The sequence below is a fragment of the Mesorhizobium sp. B2-3-10 genome, from assembly GCF_006442275.1.
In the GTDB taxonomy this organism is placed as follows: domain Bacteria; phylum Pseudomonadota; class Alphaproteobacteria; order Rhizobiales; family Rhizobiaceae; genus Mesorhizobium; species Mesorhizobium australicum.
The window spans coordinates 1,201,940-1,223,147 of sequence record NZ_VFVT01000001.1 but is presented as its reverse complement, the minus strand read 5'-3'; the positions used below and the strand labels follow the sequence as shown (position 1 = coordinate 1,223,147).

At 64.4% G+C, this 21,208-nt stretch carries 22 protein-coding genes; 10 read left to right on the top strand and 12 right to left on the bottom strand.

Translation table 11 applies throughout. The features are described 5' to 3' along the window. Positions 1-200 precede the first annotated feature (200 nt). Entirely contained in the window at positions 201-950 is a 750-nt protein-coding gene (gene ubiG / locus FJ943_RS06195; RefSeq protein WP_140720289.1) for a bifunctional 2-polyprenyl-6-hydroxyphenol methylase/3-demethylubiquinol 3-O-methyltransferase UbiG, read from the top strand. 75 nt (positions 951-1,025) lie between these two features. Here ubiG and FJ943_RS06190 read toward each other — a convergent pair whose 3' ends face one another. Next, positions 1,026-1,916: a DMT family transporter gene (locus tag FJ943_RS06190; protein ID WP_140720287.1), complete on the bottom strand. Its 891-nt coding sequence runs from the start codon at positions 1,914-1,916 to the stop codon at positions 1,026-1,028. 100 nt (positions 1,917-2,016) lie between these two features. Here FJ943_RS06190 and FJ943_RS06185 point away from each other — a divergent pair, with 100 nt between their 5' ends. Beyond that, positions 2,017-2,502, top strand: coding sequence for a MarR family transcriptional regulator (locus tag FJ943_RS06185; protein WP_015315596.1), 486 nt, complete (start codon positions 2,017-2,019; stop codon positions 2,500-2,502). Positions 2,503-2,506: 4 nt separating this feature from the next. Here FJ943_RS06185 and FJ943_RS06180 read toward each other — a convergent pair whose 3' ends face one another. The 4 genes from FJ943_RS06180 to FJ943_RS06165 are packed head-to-tail and all read right to left on the bottom strand — an operon-like array spanning position 2,507 to position 4,926. Next, the gene (locus tag FJ943_RS06180; RefSeq protein WP_140720285.1) at positions 2,507-2,932 is read right to left on the bottom strand and encodes a DUF1178 family protein; all 426 of its coding nucleotides are present in this window, start codon (positions 2,930-2,932) and stop codon (positions 2,507-2,509) included. Continuing rightward, positions 2,929-3,807, bottom strand: a complete 879-nt coding sequence (locus FJ943_RS06175; RefSeq protein WP_140616865.1) for a carbon-nitrogen hydrolase family protein — start codon at positions 3,805-3,807, stop codon at positions 2,929-2,931. The genes FJ943_RS06180 and FJ943_RS06175 overlap by 4 nt, the downstream gene beginning before the upstream one ends. 11 nt (positions 3,808-3,818) lie before the next feature. After that, positions 3,819-4,088, bottom strand: a complete 270-nt coding sequence (grxC, locus tag FJ943_RS06170; RefSeq protein WP_127280365.1) for a glutaredoxin 3 — start codon at positions 4,086-4,088, stop codon at positions 3,819-3,821. Positions 4,089-4,113: 25 nt separating this feature from the next. Then, a complete protein-coding gene (locus FJ943_RS06165) occupies positions 4,114-4,926 on the bottom strand; it encodes a ComF family protein (RefSeq protein WP_140720283.1) in 813 nt (270 codons plus the stop codon). A gap of 65 nt (positions 4,927-4,991) precedes the next feature. On the opposite strand from FJ943_RS06165, the gene FJ943_RS06160 reads away from it, so the two are divergent. Next, on the top strand, positions 4,992-5,864 hold the full coding sequence (locus FJ943_RS06160) for a methyltransferase domain-containing protein (RefSeq protein ID WP_140720282.1): 873 nt from the start codon (positions 4,992-4,994) through the stop codon (positions 5,862-5,864). 20 nt (positions 5,865-5,884) lie between these two features. Here FJ943_RS06160 and FJ943_RS06155 read toward each other — a convergent pair whose 3' ends face one another. From FJ943_RS06155 to argJ, 5 genes are all read right to left on the bottom strand, one after another. Further along, positions 5,885-6,064 carry a Flp family type IVb pilin gene (locus FJ943_RS06155; protein WP_140616863.1) on the bottom strand — a complete coding sequence of 60 codons (180 nt, stop codon included), beginning with the start codon at positions 6,062-6,064 and terminating at the stop codon, positions 5,885-5,887. A gap of 109 nt (positions 6,065-6,173) precedes the next feature. Beyond that, positions 6,174-6,488, bottom strand: coding sequence for a hypothetical protein (locus FJ943_RS06150; RefSeq protein ID WP_140713093.1), 315 nt, complete (start codon positions 6,486-6,488; stop codon positions 6,174-6,176). A 121-nt stretch (positions 6,489-6,609) separates the two neighbouring features. After that, positions 6,610-7,032, bottom strand: a complete 423-nt coding sequence (gene mutT / locus FJ943_RS06145) for an 8-oxo-dGTP diphosphatase MutT (RefSeq protein ID WP_140713091.1) — start codon at positions 7,030-7,032, stop codon at positions 6,610-6,612. A gap of 8 nt (positions 7,033-7,040) precedes the next feature. Further along, on the bottom strand, positions 7,041-7,793 hold the full coding sequence (locus tag FJ943_RS06140; protein WP_140616904.1) for a GNAT family N-acetyltransferase: 753 nt from the start codon (positions 7,791-7,793) through the stop codon (positions 7,041-7,043). A gap of 29 nt (positions 7,794-7,822) precedes the next feature. After that, on the bottom strand, positions 7,823-9,064 hold the full coding sequence (argJ, locus tag FJ943_RS06135; protein ID WP_140720280.1) for a bifunctional glutamate N-acetyltransferase/amino-acid acetyltransferase ArgJ: 1,242 nt from the start codon (positions 9,062-9,064) through the stop codon (positions 7,823-7,825). 222 nt (positions 9,065-9,286) lie between these two features. On the opposite strand from argJ, the gene FJ943_RS06130 reads away from it, so the two are divergent. Then, positions 9,287-9,886 carry a TetR/AcrR family transcriptional regulator gene (locus tag FJ943_RS06130; RefSeq protein ID WP_140720278.1) on the top strand — a complete coding sequence of 200 codons (600 nt, stop codon included), beginning with the start codon at positions 9,287-9,289 and terminating at the stop codon, positions 9,884-9,886. A gap of 61 nt (positions 9,887-9,947) precedes the next feature. Here the strand turns inward: FJ943_RS06130 and FJ943_RS06125 are convergent, their stop codons facing one another. Continuing rightward, positions 9,948-10,883 (bottom strand): peptidylprolyl isomerase, encoded by a 936-nt coding sequence (locus FJ943_RS06125; protein WP_140616859.1) that lies wholly within the window; start codon positions 10,881-10,883, stop codon positions 9,948-9,950. Positions 10,884-11,144: 261 nt separating this feature from the next. Between FJ943_RS06125 and secA the strand changes: the two genes are divergently transcribed. Next, complete coding sequence (gene secA, locus FJ943_RS06120; protein WP_140720276.1) at positions 11,145-13,877, top strand: preprotein translocase subunit SecA; 2,733 nt, start codon at positions 11,145-11,147, stop codon at positions 13,875-13,877. Between the two features lie 56 nt (positions 13,878-13,933). Here secA and FJ943_RS06115 read toward each other — a convergent pair whose 3' ends face one another. Next, positions 13,934-16,519: an AAA family ATPase gene (locus FJ943_RS06115; protein WP_140720275.1), complete on the bottom strand. Its 2,586-nt coding sequence runs from the start codon at positions 16,517-16,519 to the stop codon at positions 13,934-13,936. A 213-nt stretch (positions 16,520-16,732) separates the two neighbouring features. On the opposite strand from FJ943_RS06115, the gene FJ943_RS06110 reads away from it, so the two are divergent. The 5 genes from FJ943_RS06110 to FJ943_RS06085 all read left to right on the top strand — a co-directional run bounded on the left by FJ943_RS06110 (position 16,733) and on the right by FJ943_RS06085 (position 21,033). After that, a complete protein-coding gene (locus FJ943_RS06110) occupies positions 16,733-17,005 on the top strand; it encodes a DUF4242 domain-containing protein (protein WP_023770749.1) in 273 nt (90 codons plus the stop codon). 427 nt (positions 17,006-17,432) lie between these two features. After that, entirely contained in the window at positions 17,433-17,930 is a 498-nt protein-coding gene (locus FJ943_RS06100; RefSeq protein ID WP_015315580.1) for a hypothetical protein, read from the top strand. Positions 17,931-17,991: 61 nt separating this feature from the next. Continuing rightward, on the top strand, positions 17,992-18,198 hold the full coding sequence (locus tag FJ943_RS06095; RefSeq protein ID WP_015315579.1) for a DUF1127 domain-containing protein: 207 nt from the start codon (positions 17,992-17,994) through the stop codon (positions 18,196-18,198). Between the two features lie 154 nt (positions 18,199-18,352). Further along, a complete protein-coding gene (locus FJ943_RS06090) occupies positions 18,353-19,753 on the top strand; it encodes a lipopolysaccharide biosynthesis protein (RefSeq protein ID WP_015315578.1) in 1,401 nt (466 codons plus the stop codon). Next, complete coding sequence (locus FJ943_RS06085) at positions 19,753-21,033, top strand: GNAT family N-acetyltransferase (RefSeq protein ID WP_140616852.1); 1,281 nt, start codon at positions 19,753-19,755, stop codon at positions 21,031-21,033. The genes FJ943_RS06090 and FJ943_RS06085 overlap by 1 nt, the downstream gene beginning before the upstream one ends. The last annotated feature ends 175 nt before the right edge of the window (positions 21,034-21,208 follow it).

Below are 21,208 nucleotides of genomic sequence, written 5' to 3'. Positions count from 1 at the left end.
GGGCCTTTGATCGCCCAGCCGCTTTGTCAGCAGAGGAAAATGTTGCCTTGACATTCGATGCCTCACGCCCGACTTCCTAGCGCATGACCCCGAAATCGACTTCGATTTCGGAAAGGGATCATGCGCAGAATCAAAGTGCTACAGCGTCCTTTGCGCGTCCGAAGGACGCGCGGCGCTGTAGCGTCCGAGGAGACCAACCGATGCCTGAGCCCCGACGATCGACGATCGATGCCGGAGAGGTGGAACGCTTTTCCGCCCTTGCCGCCGAATGGTGGAACCCGAACGGCAAGTTTCGTCCGCTGCACAAATTCAATCCGGTCCGGCTTTCCTATATCCGCGACCAGATCGCGGCGCGCTTCGGCCGCGATCCACGGGCGGCGCGGCCGTTCGAGGGCCTGCGCATCCTCGACATCGGCTGCGGTGGTGGCCTTTTGTGCGAGCCGATGGCGCGGCTCGGTGCCGAGGTGGTCGGAGCGGACGCGTCCGAAACAAACATCGAAGTGGCGAAACTGCATGCCGCCGAGGGCAACGTCAGCGTCGACTATCGTGCCACGACGGCGGAAGATCTCGCCGACGCCGGCGAAAAATTCGATGTCATCCTCAACATGGAAGTGGTCGAACATGTCGCCGATATCGACCTGTTCGTCGCCAAATGCGGCGAGATGGTCAGACCCGGCGGCATCATGTTCGTGGCCACTATCAACCGCACGCTCAAGGCGCTCGGCCTCGCCATCATCGGCGCCGAATATGTGTTGCGCTGGCTGCCGCGCGGCACCCACCAATTCGGCAAGCTGGTGCGCCCGGAAGAGCTGGAAAAGGCGCTGCGCGGCGCCGGCCTGACCATCATCGACCGCACCGGCGTCACCTACAATCCGCTTGCCGACCGCTGGGCGCGGTCGAAGGACATGGACGTCAACTACATGGTGCTGGCGGAAAAGGAATCGGTCTGACAGCCAATCCTCGGCCAGCCTAGGCCGGAGCCCGGCGGTGACGCTGACGGCAGTGCGACGTGAGCCTCGAAGCGCTCAGGCTTTCTGGCTCTGCGCCTTGGTGGTGATGAACACGCCCGCGGTGATGATGACGGCGCCGACCCAGGTCAGCAGTTGATAGTGTTCACCAAGGAAGATCGTGCCGGCAAACAGCCCGACCGCTGCCGCGACATAGCCGATCTGGCTGAGATAGACCGGACCGCCAACCGCCTGCAGCCGGAAGAAGAAAGCAAACATCGCCGATGCCGAGGCCATCTGCGCCACGACGATGAGCGGCACGGCGCCAAGCTGGACGAAGGCCTTGCCTCCGAGCAAGGTCAGGATGCCGACGAGCAGCATCGCCGCGGACGCCAGATGGCTGCCGACCGCGAGTTCGATGGGACCGGTTCCTTCCGGCCAGTCGATGGTGCGGTAGATGTTGCCGGCGGCAAGGCTGACCGGGATCAGCAGCCCCGTCACCACCCAGAACAGATCGGCCGGCTGGCCAGCCTCGCCGCGCGTCACCGCCACCATGACGGCGCCGACGAAGCCGACGGCGATGCCTGATACGCCCAGCATGTTGGGGCGCCGGACGCCGAGCAGGATCGAAAACACCAATGTGATCACCGGCGACAGCGTGAACATGATGCCGGTGTAGCCGGCGCCCAGATGCGGAATGGCCGAAAACATCAGGAGATTGGGGACGGCATAGGACACTGCCGCGGTGACGAAGAAATAGCGCAGTTTGTGCGGGGTGAGCCGGATGCGCTGACCACGCGCCAGGAGCACGCCCAAAAGCACGCCGCCAGCGCCGAGCGAGATGACAAAGGCCCAGACCATGGCTGGCACGCCGGCCGCCGTGGCGAGCTTGCCGAAGGGCAGCGTCAGGCCCAGCAGGCCGCCGGTGACAACCAGCAGGCCGAGCGCCGAATCCCAGAGATATTTCATGATGGAACCCTATGGGTGGCACAGCCTCTTGGCCGGCGTTGAATATTGAGATAAGATAATGGAAAGATTCTTAACGTCAAGATACACTATGGTGAGATAGATGGACCGCGCTGGGAAAGCCATCGAGCAATGGCAGCGGGAACGGCCGGACCTGGATGTATCGCCGATGGCCGTGATCGGGCGTCTGAATGAGGTCTCCTCGCTGATAGCACGCGATCGCCTCGCCCCGCTGTTCGCCCGTTTCGGACTGCAGGCGGGAGAGTTCGATGTATTGGCGACGCTGCGCCGCTCCGGCTCGCCTTACGCGCTGACGCCGACCGCTCTCTATGAAGCGACGATGGTGACATCAGGCGCCATGACCAACCGGCTCGACCGGTTGGAAAAGGCCGGATTGATCCTGCGTGCACCGCACCCCAACGATCGGCGCGGCATCGTCGTGCGGCTGACCGAAAAGGGGCTCGCCTTGATCGACGAGGCCGTTGCAGCCCATGTGGCGAACGAGCATCAGATCCTATCCGGTCTGACACAGACCGAACGGGAAACGCTTTCGCACCTGCTGGAAAAATTGATCGGCAGCGTGAGCTGATCGCTCAGTTCCGGTCATCCGGAAACACCGGGATCGGCATGAACTCGACGCCATCCTCGGCCAGGCTCTTGGCCTCTTCCAGCGTCGCCTCGCCATAGATGCCGCGCGCATCGGCTTCGCCGAAATGGATCTTGCGCGCTTCCTCGGCGAACTTGTCGCCGACATAGTCGGCGTTTTCGCGCACCTTCTCGGCCATCGCCTTCAGCTGCGCCAGCGCCTGCTTCTGCGCCTCGCCCATGGCAAGCGCTATGGTTTCCTGCTTGCGGGCCGTGGAAACGGCCGGGGCCATCAGCGCCTTCTCGACCTTGTGCGAGCCGCAGCTGGGGCAATCGACAAAACCGCGCTTCTTCTGCGTGTCGAAATCGTCATTGCTGCGAAACCAACCCTCGAACTCATGCTCGTTTTCGCAGATCAGGGAAAAGCGGATCAAGATGCGGCGCCCCTGAGACGCGGCCCCTCGCCGGTATTGATGGTGAAATCCCGCGCATTCCTGAGATTGGGGATCTTCTTGCGCGCGGCAAGCGACTGCGCCGGGTCGATCTCCGCGACAATCACCGCTGGCTCGTCATGCGCGGCTTCGGCGATGATGCGGCCCCACGGATCGACGATCAGCGAATGCCCATAGGTCTCGCGGCCGTCCTCGTGCAGGCCGCCTTGCGCGGCGGCGACGACATAGGCGCCGTTCTCAATGGCGCGTGCCCTGAGCAGCACATGCCAATGCGCTTCGCCGGTCTGGCGGGTGAAGGCCGCGGGCACGGTCAGCACCTCGGCGCCGGCCATCGCTTCGGCACGGAACAATTGCGGAAAACGCAGGTCGTAGCAGACGGCAAAGCCTAGTTTCGCATCGTTGATCGGAATAACGACGGCTTCGGTCCCCGGCTCATAGGCGGCGGATTCGCGCCAGCTTTCGCCGTTATCGAGGTCGACGTCGAACATGTGGATCTTGTCGTAGGTGGCGAGCGTCGCGCCATCGGGTCCGAACAGGAGCGCGCGGTTGGCGAGCTTGCCGTCGGCGCGCAGTATGGCGGTCGAGCCAACGTGCAGGAAGATGCCAAGCTCACTGGCGAGCTTCCGCGCGGTTGCGACAACGATGTCCTTGTCCTGCGAGGTGAAGGAGGCGGCACGCGCTTCCTTGTCGCGGATCAGTGCACCGGTCATCTCCGGCGTCTGGATATAGGTCGCGCCCTGGCCCGCGGCCTCGCGCACCAGCCGCTCCATATCGGCCGCATTGCGCTCGGGGCTCTCGCCTGAACGCATCTGCACTGCCGCCGCCTTGAAAACACCCGCCGTCTTGAAAACACCCATTGTCATACCCCTCAAATCGACGAGCCGTTGGCGAGCAGTTTGTCCAGTCGGCCTTCTGCCTCCAGATCATGGAGGTCGTCGCAGCCACCGACATGTGTGTCACCTATGAAAATCTGCGGAAAGGTCGTGCGCCCGTGAGCTCGCGACATCATCTCCTGGCGCAGTTCCGGGGAGAAGGAAGCGTCGTGCTCGGTATAGGCGACGCCTTTGCGCTCCAGCAACCGCTTGGCCGCCGTGCAGTAGCCGCACATCATGCGCGTATAGATCGTGACATCGACCATGACGAATTCCGCTTCCGTTGCCGACTTATATAGTCACGGACTCGTCCGCCCGGAAGTCCCCCGGCAACACACGGGCAAAGGTCAGCACGTCGACGGCGGCCGCACCTCCCCTTTTCAGCGCCTTGGTGGCGGCACGCACGGTGGCGCCGGTGGTGTAGACATCGTCGATCAGAAGCACCCTGCGGCCGGCAATCTCGATCTCGGCCTCTGCCGGCACGCGAAAGGCGGCGCGTACGTTTTCCTCGCGCTCCTGCCGCTCCAGTCCGACCTGCTGGCGGGTGAGTTTCACGCGCCGCATGGCGGAGGGCGAGAAAGGCAGCCCGCTGAGCTCGCAAACCGCGCGCGCCAGTTCCGCCGATTGATTGAACCGCCGCCTGAAAAAACGGCGCCAATGCAGCGGCACCGGTATCACCACATCCGCGTCGGCGATGAGCTCGGCGCCCACACGAACCATCCAGCGCGCCATCCAGGGTGCGAGATCCGTGCGGTCCTGGTATTTCAGCCCTTGCACCATCTGGCGGGCAACGCCGGAGTAGACGACCGCGGCCCGTGCCCGTTCGAAGGGCGGCGGATCCGCGATCGCCTCCGCCGACAGAAAACCATCGCCCATGTGATGGGTGAACGGCGTGCCCATCACCGGACACCAGGGCCGCTCCAGCAGCCGCAGCTTCGGCCAGCAGCCGCCGCACAACACACCGGGCTGCGAGACCTGCCGGCGGCAGCCGGCGCAGACCGGCGGAAACAGGATGCGCGCCGGCCAGCCCAGAGCCGACCGGGCAGCAGACCCGGCTAGCTTACCGATCTCGACGGACTTGATCTTGGGCATCGGATCGGCCACGTGATTGGTTGCTCGGCACCACCATACCAACCATATCAGGGCGCCGACATACAAGGATCAATCCCTTGCAGCCTATAATGGACACCTCTCTGTGGCTGGCGCACAAGCGGCGCGCGCTCATCCATCCGGTTGACGGCGCCGACTTCCTCATGCGCCGTGCCGCCGAGGATCTCGCCGACCGGCTGGGCGCCGTCGAGCGAAAGTTCGCCAAGGCAGCGGTGCTGTTTTGCCAGACATCGGCCGCGGCCGATGTCCTTGCGCGGAGCGGCAAGGTGGCGGATCTCGCCCGTGTCGAGACGGCCGCGGCTTTCCTGAACGGTGCCGCCGGCCTGATTGCGCCGCCGGAGACCGTCCCGTTCGAGCCGCAAAGTCTTGATCTGGTGGTATCGCTTTTGTCGCTGCAGGCGATGAACGACATCCCGGGCATGTTGATCCAGATCCGTCGCGCGCTGCGGCCGGACGGACTTTTTCTCGGCGCTTTCGCAGGCGCCGGCACGCTTGCGGAACTGCGCGAAAGCCTGCTTGCCGCCGAGACAGAGCTCTACGGCGGCGTCAGCCCTCGCGTCATCCCCTTCACCGACGTACGCGATGCCGGTGCGTTGCTGCAGCGCGCCGGTTTCGCGCTGCCGGTCGCCGACGTCGAGACGGTGACGGTGCGCTATGCCAACCCGTTTGCCCTGATGGCGGATCTGCGTGCCATGGGCGAAACCAGCGCCCTGGCCGATCGCAGCCGGCGGCCGGGCACGCGCCAGCTGTTTGCCCGCGCCGCGGAAATCTACGCCGAACGCTTTTCCGACCCCGACGGTCGTATCAGGGCAAGCTTCTCGACGGTCTGGATGTCCGGCTGGGCGCCCGATGCATCGCAGCAAAAGCCGCTGAAACCCGGTTCAGCCAAGGTTTCGCTGAAGACTATACTGGAGGGACCTGATGGGCATTGACCTGTTCGCAGGCACCAGCCTCATTGCGCAAAGGCGTTGGCAAGCCTGCTGGAGTTGTCGCTGAACAGCCAGGTCAGCGAGTTGAAGACCTGGCCGATACCGCCGATGATCGTCAGCGACAGCACGGCGATAATCAGACCATATTCGACGACCGTGGCGCCGTTTTCGTCCTCCAGAAAACGCAGCAGCACTGTTTTCATGACCTCGATCCCCGTTGCGGAAACTTTACCGCGGACCTGTTAAGAAAGGTTAACGGCAAAGGCTTAACAGGCGGTGAAGTCGCCGACCGTCGGAAATGTCCTGGCCTTGTCAGCAGTCGCCACTGCTTTTGCCATCGGAACGGATAATGCAGACGCCTCCCGGATCGGCCTGCAGCACGCTGCGGCGTACCGTATAGGTGCTGCGATGGCTGATCGAACCGGTAGCCGTCATGTCCAGGCCGGGGAAACCGTCGCGGGCCGTTTGCGAACGCGCCTGGCTGTCGAGGAAAGGGGTCGCGATCAACGCCAGCGCCACGGCGGCCGATCCGAACAGCAGCGTGAGGCGCAGGACGCCCATGCCCGCATCAGCGACACGAAAGCTGCGCTCGGGCCGGATCGAATCCCAATCCCTGTCCAGGCTCATTCTATCGCTCCCCAGCGAAATGACGGCGGCCGCACGAAAAAACGGCCGTGCATCAATTTTTCATGATGAGATAAATCTTCCATTAACGCTGGCTGATATGGACGGTGGTCCAATCAAATCCTCAAAGGAGATCGATCAGGAAGGGGATCAATGGCGCATCGGCCGGCGGCATCGGATAGTCGCGCATCTGTTTGGGCCGCACCCATTTCAGCGTCTGCCCTTCCCTCGGCTGGGCGATGCCGCGGAAGCGGCGGCAGACAAAAAGCGGCATCAGCAAGTGGAAGTCGTCATAGGAATGGCTGGCGAAGGTCAACGGCGCCAGGCATGGGATATCGGTCTCGATACCGATCTCCTCCTGCAGTTCACGGATAAGGCATTGTTCCGGCGTCTCGCCGGCCTCGACCTTGCCGCCGGGAAACTCCCACAGGCCTGCGAGTTGCTTGCCTTGCGGCCGCTGCGCCAGCAGCACCCGACCATCGGCATCGACCAGCGCGCAAGCGGCGACCAGAAGCAGGCGCTTGCCGCTGGATTGCACATCATTCATGCCCGATTTCACCCATGAACAGCGGGCCGGCGGTAGTGGTAGCGATAGACTTCCTCGAAGCCGAGCGCGCGGTAGAGCGCCAGCGCCGGCGCGTTGCCAGCCTCGACCTGCAGCCAGGCTTCCCGTGCGCCGCGCAGCCTCGCCCATTTCAGCGCCGACAGGATCAGGTTGCGGCCGTGGCCCTTGTTGCGCGCCGCCTTGTCGGTAGCGACCTCGAACAGGCCGGCCAGATCGCCGTCATGCACGCAGATCAGCGTCGCCAGCGGCTCCGTCCCATCCTCGAGTGCGAACAGCCCGGCTTCAGGCTGGATAGCGCCGATGATCTCCGACAGGCCCGGCCGCAGCGACACGTCCGAGCCGCTGACCTTGAGCAATGCGCCGATGAAGCGGCTGATGTCCTTGAGCGGGATCTGGTCCATGGCGGCGTCGAGCTGCGCGTCGGCCAGCGGCAGCCGCATGACCAGCGATTCGTCGAACCGACTCCAGCCCTCCTTGTCGAGATGACTGGCAAGATCGGGACCCGACAATGGCGACATGCGGAACGTCAGCGGCCGGCCGTACGCGTCGAAACGGCGGCTCGCGCGGCCGATGCGGTCGGCGATGTGCTGGATGTCGCCGGGATCGAGCGGATTGACCGAGTTCAGCCGCTTGGCCGGATGACCGGCGGTCAGGCGCACCACCCAGGTGCCGTCATAGTGGACGGCGGCCGCGGGCCAGGCGCGAAAGCCGGCCGCCTCATAGCGGCGCACGGTCGCGAGCATGCTTGCGGGATGACGCGAAACCAAGGCGATCAGCTCCGGTAGTCGCCATTGATGGCGACATATTCCTTGGTGAGATCGCAGGTCCACACTGTCGCCTTGCCGCGGCCGATGCCGATATCGGCGCGGATGCGGATGTCGTCGCGCTTCATATAGGCCGAGGTCTTTTCTTCCGAATAGCTGGGGTCGCGCTCACCCTCATGCGCCAGCCTGTTGTCGCCGAACCAGATCGACAGCCGGTCGCGATCCGCGGGCTCGCCGGCCTTGCCGACGGCCATGACGACGCGGCCCCAATTGGCGTCCTCGCCGGCGACCGCCGTCTTGACCAGCGGCGAATTGGCGATCGACAGCGCGATGCGTTTGGCCGAGCGGGCCGACTTGGCCCCGGTGACGGTGACCTCGACCTGCTTGCGGGCGCCCTCGCCGTCGCGCACCACCTGCAACGCCAGCGACTTCAGCACCTTGCCGAGCGCCCGGCGGAACTGACCAAGGCGGGCGTCCCTGGGATCGGTGATCTCGGGCGCGCCGCGCCTTGCCGCCTTGCCGGTGGCAAACAACAGCAGCGTGTCGCTGGTCGAGGTATCGCTGTCGACGGTGACAGCATTGAACGTCTTGGCCGTCCCGCGCGACAACAGGTCCTGCAGGACAGGAGCCGCGATCGGCGCGTCGGTGGCGATGAAGGACAGCATCGTCGCCATGTCGGGCGCGATCATGCCGGCACCCTTGGAAATGCCATTGATGGTCACATCGGCGTCGCCGAGCTTGACCGTCGCCGTCGCCACTTTCGGATACGTATCCGTGGTCATGATGGCCTTTGCCGCCTCTGTCCACAGGTCCGGTTTGCCGTCGCTGACCAGCCCGGCGAGCAGATGGCTGAACTTGGTCGTGTCGAGCGGTTCGCCGATGACGCCGGTCGAGGCCAGGAAAACCTCGCCTGCCGTGCAGCCCGCGGCCTTCGCCGCCGCTTCGCCCGTCAGAGCGGTGGATTCGCGGCCCTTCTGCCCGGTGAAGGCGTTGGCGTTGCCGGAATTGACGACCAGCACCCGCGCCTTGCCCGAGCCAAGGTTCTGGCGGCAGAAATCAACCGGCGCCGAGGGACATTTCGACCTGGTGAACACGCCGGCGACCGCGGTGCCTGCATCGAATACCATGGCCAGCAGGTCGGTGCGGCCCTTGTACTTTATCCCTGCTTCGGCGGTGGCGATGCGCACCCCTTCGATTTCTGGCATTTTGGGGTATTTCTTCGGCGCAAGCGGGGAAATCGTCGTGGACATTCAGACCTCGGGCGGGAAAATCGCAAGGGAAGGCCGGTTTGCCCGATACGGCGAGCCGGTGCAAGCGCGTTTTCGTCGCTCCCGCGGAGGGCAAACCCGTTCAGGATCAAGCTTGCATTTCAAATCTGTTGGCGTCGCCGGGGTCCGTGGCGCTATGATCTTCCACATTGGGCAGGCGGGATCACTTATCATTACCAGCGAATTGAAACGAGGACGAAAGGCATGGCCGAGGAGGCGGATACGGCGCGCAGATCGATCGGTGCGCGGCGCAATCCCGACAGCGCGGACGCCATTCTGGAGGCGGCCGAGGCAGTGCTGGTCGAAGACGGCTATGCCGGCTTCTCGATCGAGGCCGTGGCGCGCCGCGCGCGCGCCGGCAAGCCGACCATCTATCGCTGGTGGCCAAGCAAGGCGGCATTGCTGCTCGAAGTCTATCAGCGCCAGAAACGCGTCGACATCCCAGACAGCGGAAGCTTGGAAGAAGACCTCGTCGGCTTCCTGAAAAACCTGTTCGCGCATTGGCGCGACACGCCTTCGGGCAGCGTGTACAGGTCGCTGATTGCCGAGGCGCAATCGGACGAGACCGCCGGCGCGGCGCTCGCCGGCTATGCCACGGGGCGCCGGACTCACAACAGCCAGATCGTGGACCGCGCCAAGGCAAGGGGTGAGATTGCCGACGATATCGATTCAGAGGTGGTCGCCGATCTGATCGGGTCCTTCGCCTGGAAGCATCTTTTGACCAACCGTCTCGACGTGGATGAAGCCACGATACGAACCGCTGTTGGCTATGTCACGCGAGGCATCGTCACGCCCAAGCGCTAAAGAACGGCAAAAAATAGGCGCGGCGAGCTATCACTCGCCGCGCCGTTCCTGATTGCGTGTGTTACTTGGCGCTTTCCAGCGTGTCGACGGCCTTCTTCAGATTGGCGTCGGGAATCTCGACCTTGGCGCCGGCGCGAAGCGACTTGACCAGCGCGAAATACTTGTCGCGGATGACCGCCTGCTTGGCCTGGTCCTTGACGTCGTCGAAGGCCGGCGGCTGCTTGGCGCGCTTGTCCTCGAGCTTTATGACATGCCAGCCGAACTGCGTCTGCACCGGCTCCTTGGTGTATTTGCCGACCTCGAGCGCGAAGGCCGCCTTGTCGAACTCCGGCACCATCTGGCCAGGTCCGAACCAGCCGAGATCGCCGCCATTGGACTTGCCCGAGGGATCGCTGGTGTGCTCGTTGGCGAGCTTCTGGAAATCGCCGCCGCCGTCGAGCTGCTTGATGATCGCCTCGGCCTCTTCCTTCGTCTTCACGAGGATGTGACGGGCATGCAGCTCGTTGACCGGCGGCGTGTTGGCGATTTCCTGGTCGTAGCGGGCGCGAACCTCGGCGTCGGTGACCTTGTCGACCACACCCTTCTCGACCATCTCGCCATGCAGCGCGCGCTGCTGCAGGAAAGCCATGCGGCGCTGGAAGTCAGGATCCTTGTCGAGACCGTCGGTGACCGCCTTGGCTGCCATGACGCGGATTTCGATGGCCGCCGAAAGTGCCGCGGCGCGGCGCTGCTCGGGCGGCAACTGCGCGAACTGCTGCGACAGCTCGCCTTCGGCAAGCACCAGATCCGCTTCGGTCAAGGGCTGGCCGTTGACGGTGGCGATCACCGTATTCGGGTCGACCGGCGCTGCGGCCGGGGCAGCCGCATCCGCCGGCGCGGCGGGGGCGGCCGGAGCGGGAGCGGTCTCCTGCGCCGTGACAGGCGACAAGCAAAGAGCCGACAGGCCGAGGGCCAGGCCAAGGCTGGCAAGCGACGCACGGCTGAACAACAAGGACATAAGGATGACTCCGGTCAGGGATTGTAGGGAGGGTGGCTTCCAGATCAGCCAGATTGTGGCGGAATTTGGCGCGACCGGCAGGGCCAGCGCGGCGTTGACATCAGTTGAGCCCCCTCTTATCTGTCCATCGACTTGGCGTCCAGAACCGTTTTCCGGGCGCTTTTTGTGTTTGCCCGTATTCAGGCGGTGCGTTCACGTGGATGTGATGGGGCCGGCCGGCGCCTGTCTCAAGATTGAGAATTCTATCGAAAGGACCATTGGATGGTCAGTCTCGGCGGTCTCGCCCGTAAGGTTTTCGGTTCCTCCAACGACCGTCGGGTCAAATCGACCCGCCCCCGTGTCGAGGCGATCAACGCCATGGAAAACGAGATGCGGGCGCTCTCCGATGCCGAGCTTGCCGGCCGCACGGAAAAATTTCGCCAGGATATCGCCAACGGCGCCAGCCTCGACGATCTGCTGATCCCAGCCTTCGCAACCGCCCGCGAGGCCGCGCGCCGCGTGCTTGGCATGCGCCCCTTCGACGTCCAGCTGATCGGCGGCATGGTGCTGCACAATGGCGGCATCGCCGAGATGCGCACCGGCGAGGGCAAGACCCTGGTCGCGACGCTGCCGGTCTATCTCAACGCGCTCGCCGGCAACGGCGTCCATGTCGTTACCGTCAACGACTACCTCGCCACCCGCGACTCCGAATGGATGGGCCGCGTCTACAAATTCCTCGGCCTCTCGGTCGGCGTTATCGTCCACGGCCTGTCGGACGAGGAGCGTCGCGTCGCCTACGCCTCCGATGTCACCTACGCCACCAACAACGAGCTCGGCTTCGACTATCTGCGCGACAACATGAAGTACGAGCGCGCCCAGATGGTGCAGCGCGGTCACAATTACGCGATCGTCGACGAGGTCGATTCCATTCTGGTCGACGAAGCGCGCACGCCGCTGATCATTTCCGGTCCGCTCGAGGACCGTTCGGAAATGTACAACACCATCGACACCTTCATCATCCAGCTGCAGCCGCAGGATTATGAGATCGACGAGAAGCAGAAGACCTCGATCTTCACCGAGGAAGGCACCGAGAAGCTGGAGAACATGCTGCGCGATGCCGACCTGCTCAAGGGCGAGTCGCTCTACGACGTCGAGAACGTCGCCATCGTCCACCACGTCAACAACGCGCTGAAGGCGCACCGGCTGTTCCAGCGCGACAAGGACTACATCGTGCGCAACGGCGAGATCGTCATCATCGACGAGTTCACCGGCCGCATGATGCCCGGCCGCCGCTATTCGGAAGGCCTGCACCAGGCGCTTGAAGCCAAGGAACACGTGGCGATCCAGCCGGAGAACCAGACGCTTGCTTCCGTCACCTTCCAGAACTACTTCCGCCTCTACAAGAAGCTTTCCGGCATGACCGGCACGGCGCTGACCGAAGCCGAGGAATTCGGCAACATCTACGGTCTCGAAGTCACCGAGATCCCGACCAACCTGCCGGTCATCCGCAAGGACGAGGACGACGAGGTCTACCGGACGGTCGAGGAGAAGTACAAGGCGATCGTCAGGGAGATCCGCGAAGCCAGCGCCAAGGGCCAGCCGACACTGGTCGGCACGACCTCGATCGAAAAGTCCGAGCAGTTGGCCGAGCGCCTGCGCAAGGAAGGCTTCACGGATTTCGAGGTTCTGAACGCCCGCCATCACGAGCGGGAAGCGGCAATTGTCGCCCAGGCGGGCAAGCCCGGCGCCATCACCATAGCCACCAACATGGCCGGCCGCGGCACCGACATCAAGCTCGGCGGCAATGCCGAGATGCGCATTGCCGAGGAGCTGGGCGACATGCCGGAAGGCCCCGAACGCGAAGCGCGCGAAAAGGAAATCAATGCCGACGTCGAGCGCCTGAAGGAAAAGGCGCTGGCCGCCGGCGGCCTCTACGTGCTCGCCACCGAGCGCCACGAGTCACGCCGTATCGACAATCAGCTCAGAGGCCGCTCTGGCCGCCAGGGCGACCCCGGCCGATCGAAATTCTTCCTGTCGCTGCAGGACGATCTGATGCGCATCTTCGGCTCCGAGCGCATGGACGGCATGCTGCAGAAGCTCGGTCTCAAGGAAGACGAGGCCATCATCCATCCCTGGATCAACAAGGCGCTGGAAAAGGCGCAGAAGAAGGTCGAGGCGCGCAACTTCGACATCCGCAAGAACCTGTTGAAATATGACGACGTCTCCAACGACCAGCGCAAGGTGGTGTTCGAGCAGCGCATCGAGCTGATGGACGGCGAGGGCCTTTCGGAGACCATCGGCGAGATGCGCGCGGGCGTCATCGACGAGATCGTCGCCAAGGCCATTCCCGAAAACGCCTATGCCGAACAGTGGGACGTCGCCGGCCTGAAGGCCGAGGTCGCCGAATTCCTCAATCTAGACCTGCCGATCGAGGATTGGGTGAAGGAAGAAGGCATCGCCGAGGACGACATCCGCGAGCGCATCTCTCAAGCCGCCGACGCCGCGGCACAAGAACGCGCAGACCGTTTCGGTCCCGAGGTGATGAACTATGTCGAGCGCTCCGTGGTGCTGCAGACGCTCGACCATCTGTGGCGCGAACACATCGTCAATCTCGACCATCTGCGTTCGGTCGTCGGCTTCCGCGGCTACGCCCAGCGCGATCCGCTGCAGGAATACAAGAGCGAGGCGTTCGAGCTGTTCCAGGCGATGCTCGGCAATCTGCGCCAGGCCGTCACCGCGCAGCTGATGCGCGTCGAACTGGTCCGCCAGGCCGCCGAAGCGCCGCCGCCTGAAGCGCCCGACATGTTCGGCACGCATATTGACGGCACCACCGGCGAGAATGATTTCGAAGGCGGCGAAACGGCCCTTCTGGTACGCCAGGAAAGCACCGCCATCGTCGCTCCCGAGGACCGCGACCCTAACAACCCCGCAACCTGGGGCAAGGTCGGCCGCAACGAAGCCTGCCCCTGCGGCTCCGGCAAGAAATACAAGCACTGCCACGGGACTTTCGCGTAAAGACCTGCAGGATCGGTGTTCCCCGGACTTCTGATCCGGGGGCGGCTCCCATATTGTCAGATCAGCCCGGAATCGCGCGCCGCGGCGGTTGCCTCGCCGCGCGAAACGGCGTCCAGCTTGCCCAGCACCGCTGAGACATGATGATCGACGGTCTTCGGTGAGATGGTTAGGTGCTCGGCGATTCTCTTGTTGGAGAAACCGCGCTCGATCAGGTGCAGAACCTCCATTTGGCGAAGCGTCAGGCCAGCGTGATTGGCGCGTGTGCTCTGCCGCGGTCCCCTGGCGATGTTATGGACGCCATTCTGCCGCATGACGGCGCGGACGTGCTGGGCCACCGGCCGGGCACCGAGCCCTTCGAATATGTCCAGGGCCAGGCGCAGCGCCGGCTCGTCGCCGTACAACAGGGCGAGCGCCCGTTCGAACGGAGCGCCCAGCCGGGCCCACAGCATCGCGGCACCACGCCAGTCGCCGGTGAGCAGCAGGCGATAGGGCTCCGCCATGCCGGTCGTGTCGCCAGGACTGCTTTCAGGTGACAAGAGCAGCCGCCAGACGGCCAACTCGGCGAACATCGCCCTCGTCGGCGACAGGCTTTCGGCCAGATCGATCAGGCGAAGTGCCTCTTCGGTGTCGCCTTGCCCGAGCCATGCCAGTTCGGCCATCGACGCCGTGTAGGGGACCAGCCGCTGCAGCTCCATTCCTTTGTCTAGGAACCGCTTCATTTCGTCCAGCAACGGCGCGGCCGGATCGCCTCGTCTTATGCGCAATTTCGCCAGCGCGACCAAGGATGGGTAACGCACCAGGGCCGTGGTCGCACTATCGTCGATGACGTCGTGAGCCATCGCGGCCGCATCGTCCCAAAGGCCGCGTCGCAAAAGCAATTGCGCCTGCACGCCCCGCATATAGTCGCGCCAGGTCGCGAGGTCATTCTCGACGCAATAGGCAATGCCCCGGTCGAGAAAGGATTGCGCCCGGACAAGGTCGAGCTGGTTCATTTCGGCGCAGGCGCAATTGGTGAAGCCGCGTGCGGCGTGCTCCTGGAAATTCTGCCCGAGCGCGATGTCAAGGCTGCGGGCGAGATGCAGACGGCCCTTGGCCAGGTCAAGCCACTGCTCGGCGGAGCCAAGATTGTTGAGCGCATGACAGACTATCTCCGGCTTGTTCAACCGTTCGGCCAAACCGACTGCCTTGCAGCCGAGCAGCAGCGTCTCGTCGAGCTTCTCGGCCAGCATCGCCAGCTGCGAGAGATTGGAATAGGCCATGGCAAGCTCCGGACTGGCCGGCGCCTGTTCCAGCAATTCCACCGCCTGTGCCCCGAACAGGTCCGCCTGTTCTCGGTCACCCACCAGATAGGCGAAGCGCGACAGGCATCTGAGGCTGTCGCCCTCCCTGAGCGTGTCGCCCAACGCCTGCTGCAACCGCCGCGCCTGGCCCTGCGCCTCGATGGCCATATCGATGCGGCCGATCAGATGGCATTCAAAGGCATAGCCTTCGTAAAGCCTCGCCCGGTCGCCCATAGGCAGGCTGTCGGCGTGCCGCAGGGCGACCTCGTAATAGCCGGCCGCATCGCGATGCGCGCCGACGCGGGAAGCCTCGCGCGCCGCAAGCGGGGCAAGCTCGCGCACCGCTTCCAAATTCTGGGCCTCCACCGCATGGTGGACAAGTCTTGCCGTAGCCACCTCGGCGTTTTCCTGCAGTGCGGAAAGCGCGCGCTGGTTGAATTCGCGCCGATGGCTTGGCGTCAGCGCCATCTCGACGGCGCGACGGGCGATCTCGTGGCGGAAGGCATAGCCATCGCCGAGATCGTCGAGCAGGCCGTTCGAGACACATTCCGCCAGTTGGCCTGCGCTGGCGACACCACAGAGGCCGCGCAGCGCCCAGACATCGGCGCGGCGTGGAAACACCGACACCGCGTCGAGCATAGAGCGCCCGCCCGGCGACAGGCGCTCGGCACGCGCCAGCACAGCGTCGCGGACGCTGGCCGGCGGGATCATCTCGCTTTCGGCAGCCAGCAACTCGGTGACGAAGAAGGCGTTGCCCGCGGTGGCGCGATAGATTGCGCTGCCGTCGCGGTTGGCGGCTTCGGCAAGCGACAACACCGCCGCTTCGCTAAGCAGCGGCACTTCGATACGCTGGACGTTGGCGGCCGGAATTTCACCGAGCACCCGACGCGCGCGCATCTGCCCTTCGCTGCGGTCGGTGCGTGCCGTGAACAGCACCAGCATATGCGTGTTGGCGATGCGTCGGCCCAGGAAACGGACGAAATCCAGGGTCGCGTCGTCGGCCCAGTGCATATCCTCGATGACCAGCAGGCCCGGCCGAGACCTCGCCTCGAAAACCTCGAGAGCGTCTGAAAACAGGGGCAGCCGCTGGCCTTGCCGGTCATCGATCGCCCGGGGCAGTGCCCACTGCGCATCCCGGGCCAGATCGTAGAGCGGTCCCAGCGGATCGGGGATCGACAGATCCTCGCAGGCGCTGCGGAATATGGAAACGTGCTGCCCAACACCGCTTACGAACGCCTCGACGAGTGCCGTCTTGCCGGCGCCGGCCTCGCCCAGCAATGCCGCCACGCGGCCGCGACCGCGCGCCGCCGCCGCGAGCAGTTCCTCCAACTGATCAAGTTGCGCCTGCCGCTCCAGAAGCATCGTTACTGGCCCATGAGTATCGTCGTCTGCCCCATCCCCCAGGATACCCACGCTTCGGTATCCGCAGTGTGGCTCCAAGATCGAACGTCGAAAACATAGGGAATCGTCCCGCGAAATATGGGGAAAGGCTCCGATGCGCGCTTTCGAAGGCCATGGTTTTTCTCCGACCGCGCTCATTTCGAGCGTGAATCAATCGTAAAAGGAAGCCATTCCATGCCTCGCTATCTGATCGAACGGACATTCCCCGACGGACTCAACCTGCCGATGAACGACATCGGCGCAACGGCGCTTGGCGGCATCATCATGCGCAATGCCGAGAAGGGGGTCACCTGGGTGCAGTCCTTCGTCTCGCCCGACAAGAGCAAGAGTTTCTGCATCTACGACGCCCCCTCGCCGGAGGCCATCCGCAGCACGGCGCAGAAGAATTCCCTGCCGGTGGACAAGATCACGGAGGTGAGGGTCCTGGACCCCTACTTTTATCGCTGATCCAATGGAGCAAGGATGGAGCCATGAGCGTGAAATTGTCCTGGGCAATGATAGCGGGCGGTTTTCCCTGTTGTTCCCTCCCGAAACGGCCGCCGGCATGGCGTTCGACCCTGCACCCCACCGGCGCGGTCTCGCATCGCGGATTGTCTCCGCGCTGCTATCGCCATTGCGAGGCCGGCGCGGGCGCCTGCCTCCGCAAGACGATTATTTGAGACGGGACGTCGGTCTGCCGGAGCACGAGATGCGGCGGGACTACTGGGAATATTGGTGGTGGCACCAATGAGACCGCGGTCCGGTTAGACGGGATGGACGAGGATCGAACCCGTCCCGTACTGCCAATCCCATGCCGCGGGCGTCTGCAGCCAGGCCTGGCCTTGCTGGCCGGCCTGGGCGCCTGCCGGATCATCAACAATCAATGGAGAACAAAATGAACGTCAATTTCTGGCGCCTTGCCGCGCTGTTCATCACGTCGATCGCCTCCACCGCCGCATCGGCGGGGAAGGACAATCCGCTTGCCGACGAGGTGCGGGCGGCCAACAGCCGCTTCGTGAACGTCGCGGCGGCCACCGCCGAGGGCTATGCGCCGATTCCTTGCGCCAGTGGCATCACTGGCGGCGCCATGGGCATTCATTACGTCAATGGCGCCTATCTGAAGGACGATGCGATCGACCTCGCCAAGCCGGAGGCCGTGATGTACGAGCCGATGTCCGATGGCACGCTGAAGCTGGTGGCCGTCGAATACATCACCGCGAAGGGTCCGGCCTCGCTCGGAGGCCAGTTGTTCAACTTCAACAGCGCTCCCAACCGCTATGGCCTCGGCCCTTTCTACGAACTTCATGTCTGGGCCTGGAAGCAAAACCCGACCGGCGCCTTCGCCGACATGAACCCGAACGTCTCGTGCGACGCCATGAAAAAGGCCGACTGACGGCACCCGGCCTGCCGGTCCAGTCCCGGCAGGCCTTTCGCGCGCATCGCGAGGAGAAATCATGCCCGAAATCGATGTCGTCCTGGCGAGGCCGCGCACCCGGCCTTCGCGCCTGATGGCCGTTACCGCTTGGCTTGCACACGGATGGCACCTGCGGCATGGCCGGCGTCGCTTGGAGGCCATGCCCGGTTTCATGCTGAAGGACATCGGTATCAGCCGTTGCGCGATCGACCATGTCGCAACGCGCGGAGAGGCGCGCCGCCGGTAGATCCGACTGGGCGACAAACGGCGCCGCGCCTGTGCGGCACCTTCACCGTTCGTCGACCCTCAGCCATTACGCACGCCCTCCCCACCCACGCTTTCTTAAGGTGTCTTCGCTACACCAAAGCCTGAAAAGAGGCGGAAAACGGAGAGAAATCGGGGTGCGCTTTTCCGCGGCCACGACTGCCGGGCGGTTCTTGCCGCAGCGTTTGGCGCTGCGCGTGGAGCCTTTGCTTGGCCGCCTCGACGCCGTGCTGTTCACCGCCGACGAACGCGGCGAGGCCGGCCGCATGTCGGTCATCGCCTTCTCCATCCGCATCGTCAGTGCCGTCATCGCCTTCATCAGCCAGGTGCTGATGGCGCGTTGGATGGGTTCCTTCGAATACGGCATCTTCGTGCTGGTCTGGGTGACGATGGTCATCGTCGGCAACCTCGCCTGCCTCGGCTTCCACACATCGGTCATCCGCTTCATCCCCGAATACCGCGAGCGCGGCCTGATGGATGAATTGCGCGGCATCGTCGTTGCGAGCCGCCTGTTCGTGCTGATCGCCTCGACGGTCATCGCCGGGCTCGGCGCCCTCGGCGTCTGGCTGGCCGCGCCCTGGATCGAAAACTACTACGTGATACCGTTCATCCTCGGCGTCATCTGCCTGCCGATGATCGCGCTGTCGGATTTGCTGCAAGGGCTGGCGCGCGCCAATTCATGGGCATTGTTCGCGCTGTCGCCGACCTACCTGATCCGGCCGGTGCTGATCCTGCTGTTCATGGCGCTGATGCTTTGGGCGGGCTACGCCGCCGACGCGCGGACGGCGATCTTCGCCTCGATCGCCGCTACCTACGCCACCACGCTGACCCAGCTCATCGGGGTCACCCAGCGCATGGAAAGGCAAATTCCGGCCGGCCCGATGAAAGTGCATTTCGCGCAATGGTTCGTCGTCTCGCTGCCGATCTTCCTGGTCGAGAGCTTCTTCTTCCTGCTCACCAACGCCGATGTGCTGATGGTCGGCGCCTATATGGATCCCAATGACGTCGCCGTCTATTTCGCCACGGTCAAGACGCTGGCGCTGGTGCATTTCGTCTATTTCGCGGTCAAGGCCGGCGTTGCCCAGCGCTACGCGCAGTTCACCCATGGCGAGCCGCAAAAGCTTGCCGCCTTCGCCCGCGAGACGGTATCGTGGACCTTCTGGCCCTCGCTGCTGATGGCTTTCCTGGTGCTGGCGCTGGGCGAACCGATGCTGGTGCTGTTCGGCCCCGAATTCACATCGGGCTATCCGCTTCTGTTCCTGCTCGTCTTCGGCGTCGTGGCGCGCGCCGCCGTTGGCCCCTGCGAAAGCCTGCTCACCATGAGCGGCAACCAGAATGTCTGCGCCGCCGTCTATGCCATGACACTGGCCTTCAACATCGGGCTCAACGTGGTGCTGATCCCGCTTTTCGGCCTTTGGGGCGCGGCCATGGCCACCGCCTTTGCCATGATCTTCGAGGCCGGCGCGCTGTCCTTCACGGTCTGGCGCAAGCTCGGCATCGTCATGGCGATCTTCGTGCCAGCCAAAGGAGCCGCCTGATGGCCGCCATCCCTCTGCTCGAGGAAACCAGCGGCGGTCCCGCCGGCGCCATGGTGTCCGGCCTTGCCGGGCTGGCGCGCGACGCCGATCCCGCCCATATCGAGATCCTCGCCAACAACCGGCCCGAGCGCAAGCTCGCCATCTACCCGGCGTCGGCCGGCTTCGACCTGGTCGAGGAACTGGACTATCTCTGCGCCCGCACGATCGAGCCGAACGTCTTCTTCAACCCGCGTTTCCTGGCGCCGGCCATGCCCCGGCTGGAAGATCGCGAGGTGCGCCTTGCCGTGATCCGCGACGGCGATGAGTACCGCAACCGGCTGCGGCTGCTGGTGCCGATCTCGGTGGAACGGCCGGTGGTGCCGCTCGGCGTGCCGGTCATGCGCACCTGGTCGAGCCCATTCGGCCCGCTCGGCACGCCGCTGATCGACCGCGACGATCCGGTCGGCGTGGTCGAGGACTTCTTCTCGATGCTGTCGCGCCCGCATCTCAAGCTGCCGAAAGTCCTGGTCCTGCCCGACATCAGGCTCGACGGTCCGGTGTCGAGCCTGGTCGCCACCGTGGCCGAGACGCGTGGCCTGGCGCTGGTCACCACGGGCCAGACTTCACGCCCCGTGCTGGAGAGCGAACTCGACGGCGACGATTATCTCAAGGCTTCGCTGCGCGCGCACCACTATCGCGAATTCCGCCGCCTGAAGCGGCGCCTCGGCGATCTCGGCAAGCTCGAACATGTCGTGGCACGCGGCCCCGAGGAAATCCGCCACGCCATCGAGCACTTCCTGACGCTGGAGGCGTCCGGCTGGAAAGGCCGCGAGCGCACCGCCATGGCGATCGACCGCTTCCGCGCCGCCTTCGCCCGCGAGGCGGTGCACCGGCTCGCCGAACAGGACATGTGCCGCATCCATTCGCTGACGCTCGACGGCCGCACCATCGCTTGCCTGATCGTCTTCGTCGAGGCTGGCGTCGCCTACACCTGGAAGACGGCCTATGACGAGACGCTGGCCGCCTATTCGCCGGGCACGCTGCTGATGATCGAGGTCACGAGGCAGCATCTCGACGATCCCAACATCATGATGACCGATTCCTGCGCCGTGCCCGACCACCCGGTGATGAGCCGGCTGTGGAGCGAGCGCAAGCCGGTCGGCACACTGGTGATCGGGTTGACTCGCGACGCCGACCGCCTCGCCCGCCAGGCCGCCTCGCAGCTGCATCTCTACCGCGAAACCCGCAACATGGCGCGCCTGCTGCGCAACCGGATGAAGAGTTTGCTCAGACGGCGCTAGACCTGCGCGGGGTGGGTGATGCAAAACCGTAGATTGGCGACAACCTGCCCGGTGGGTCGCGCTACTGGTAGGCCTTGCAATCCCATTCAGAAATGTCCTCTGGCATGGCGGGCCTAGGACAGTCGAACGGCCGACATGCGTTCCAGCGGCTGTCGTGTCCGGGGACGGCCTCCGC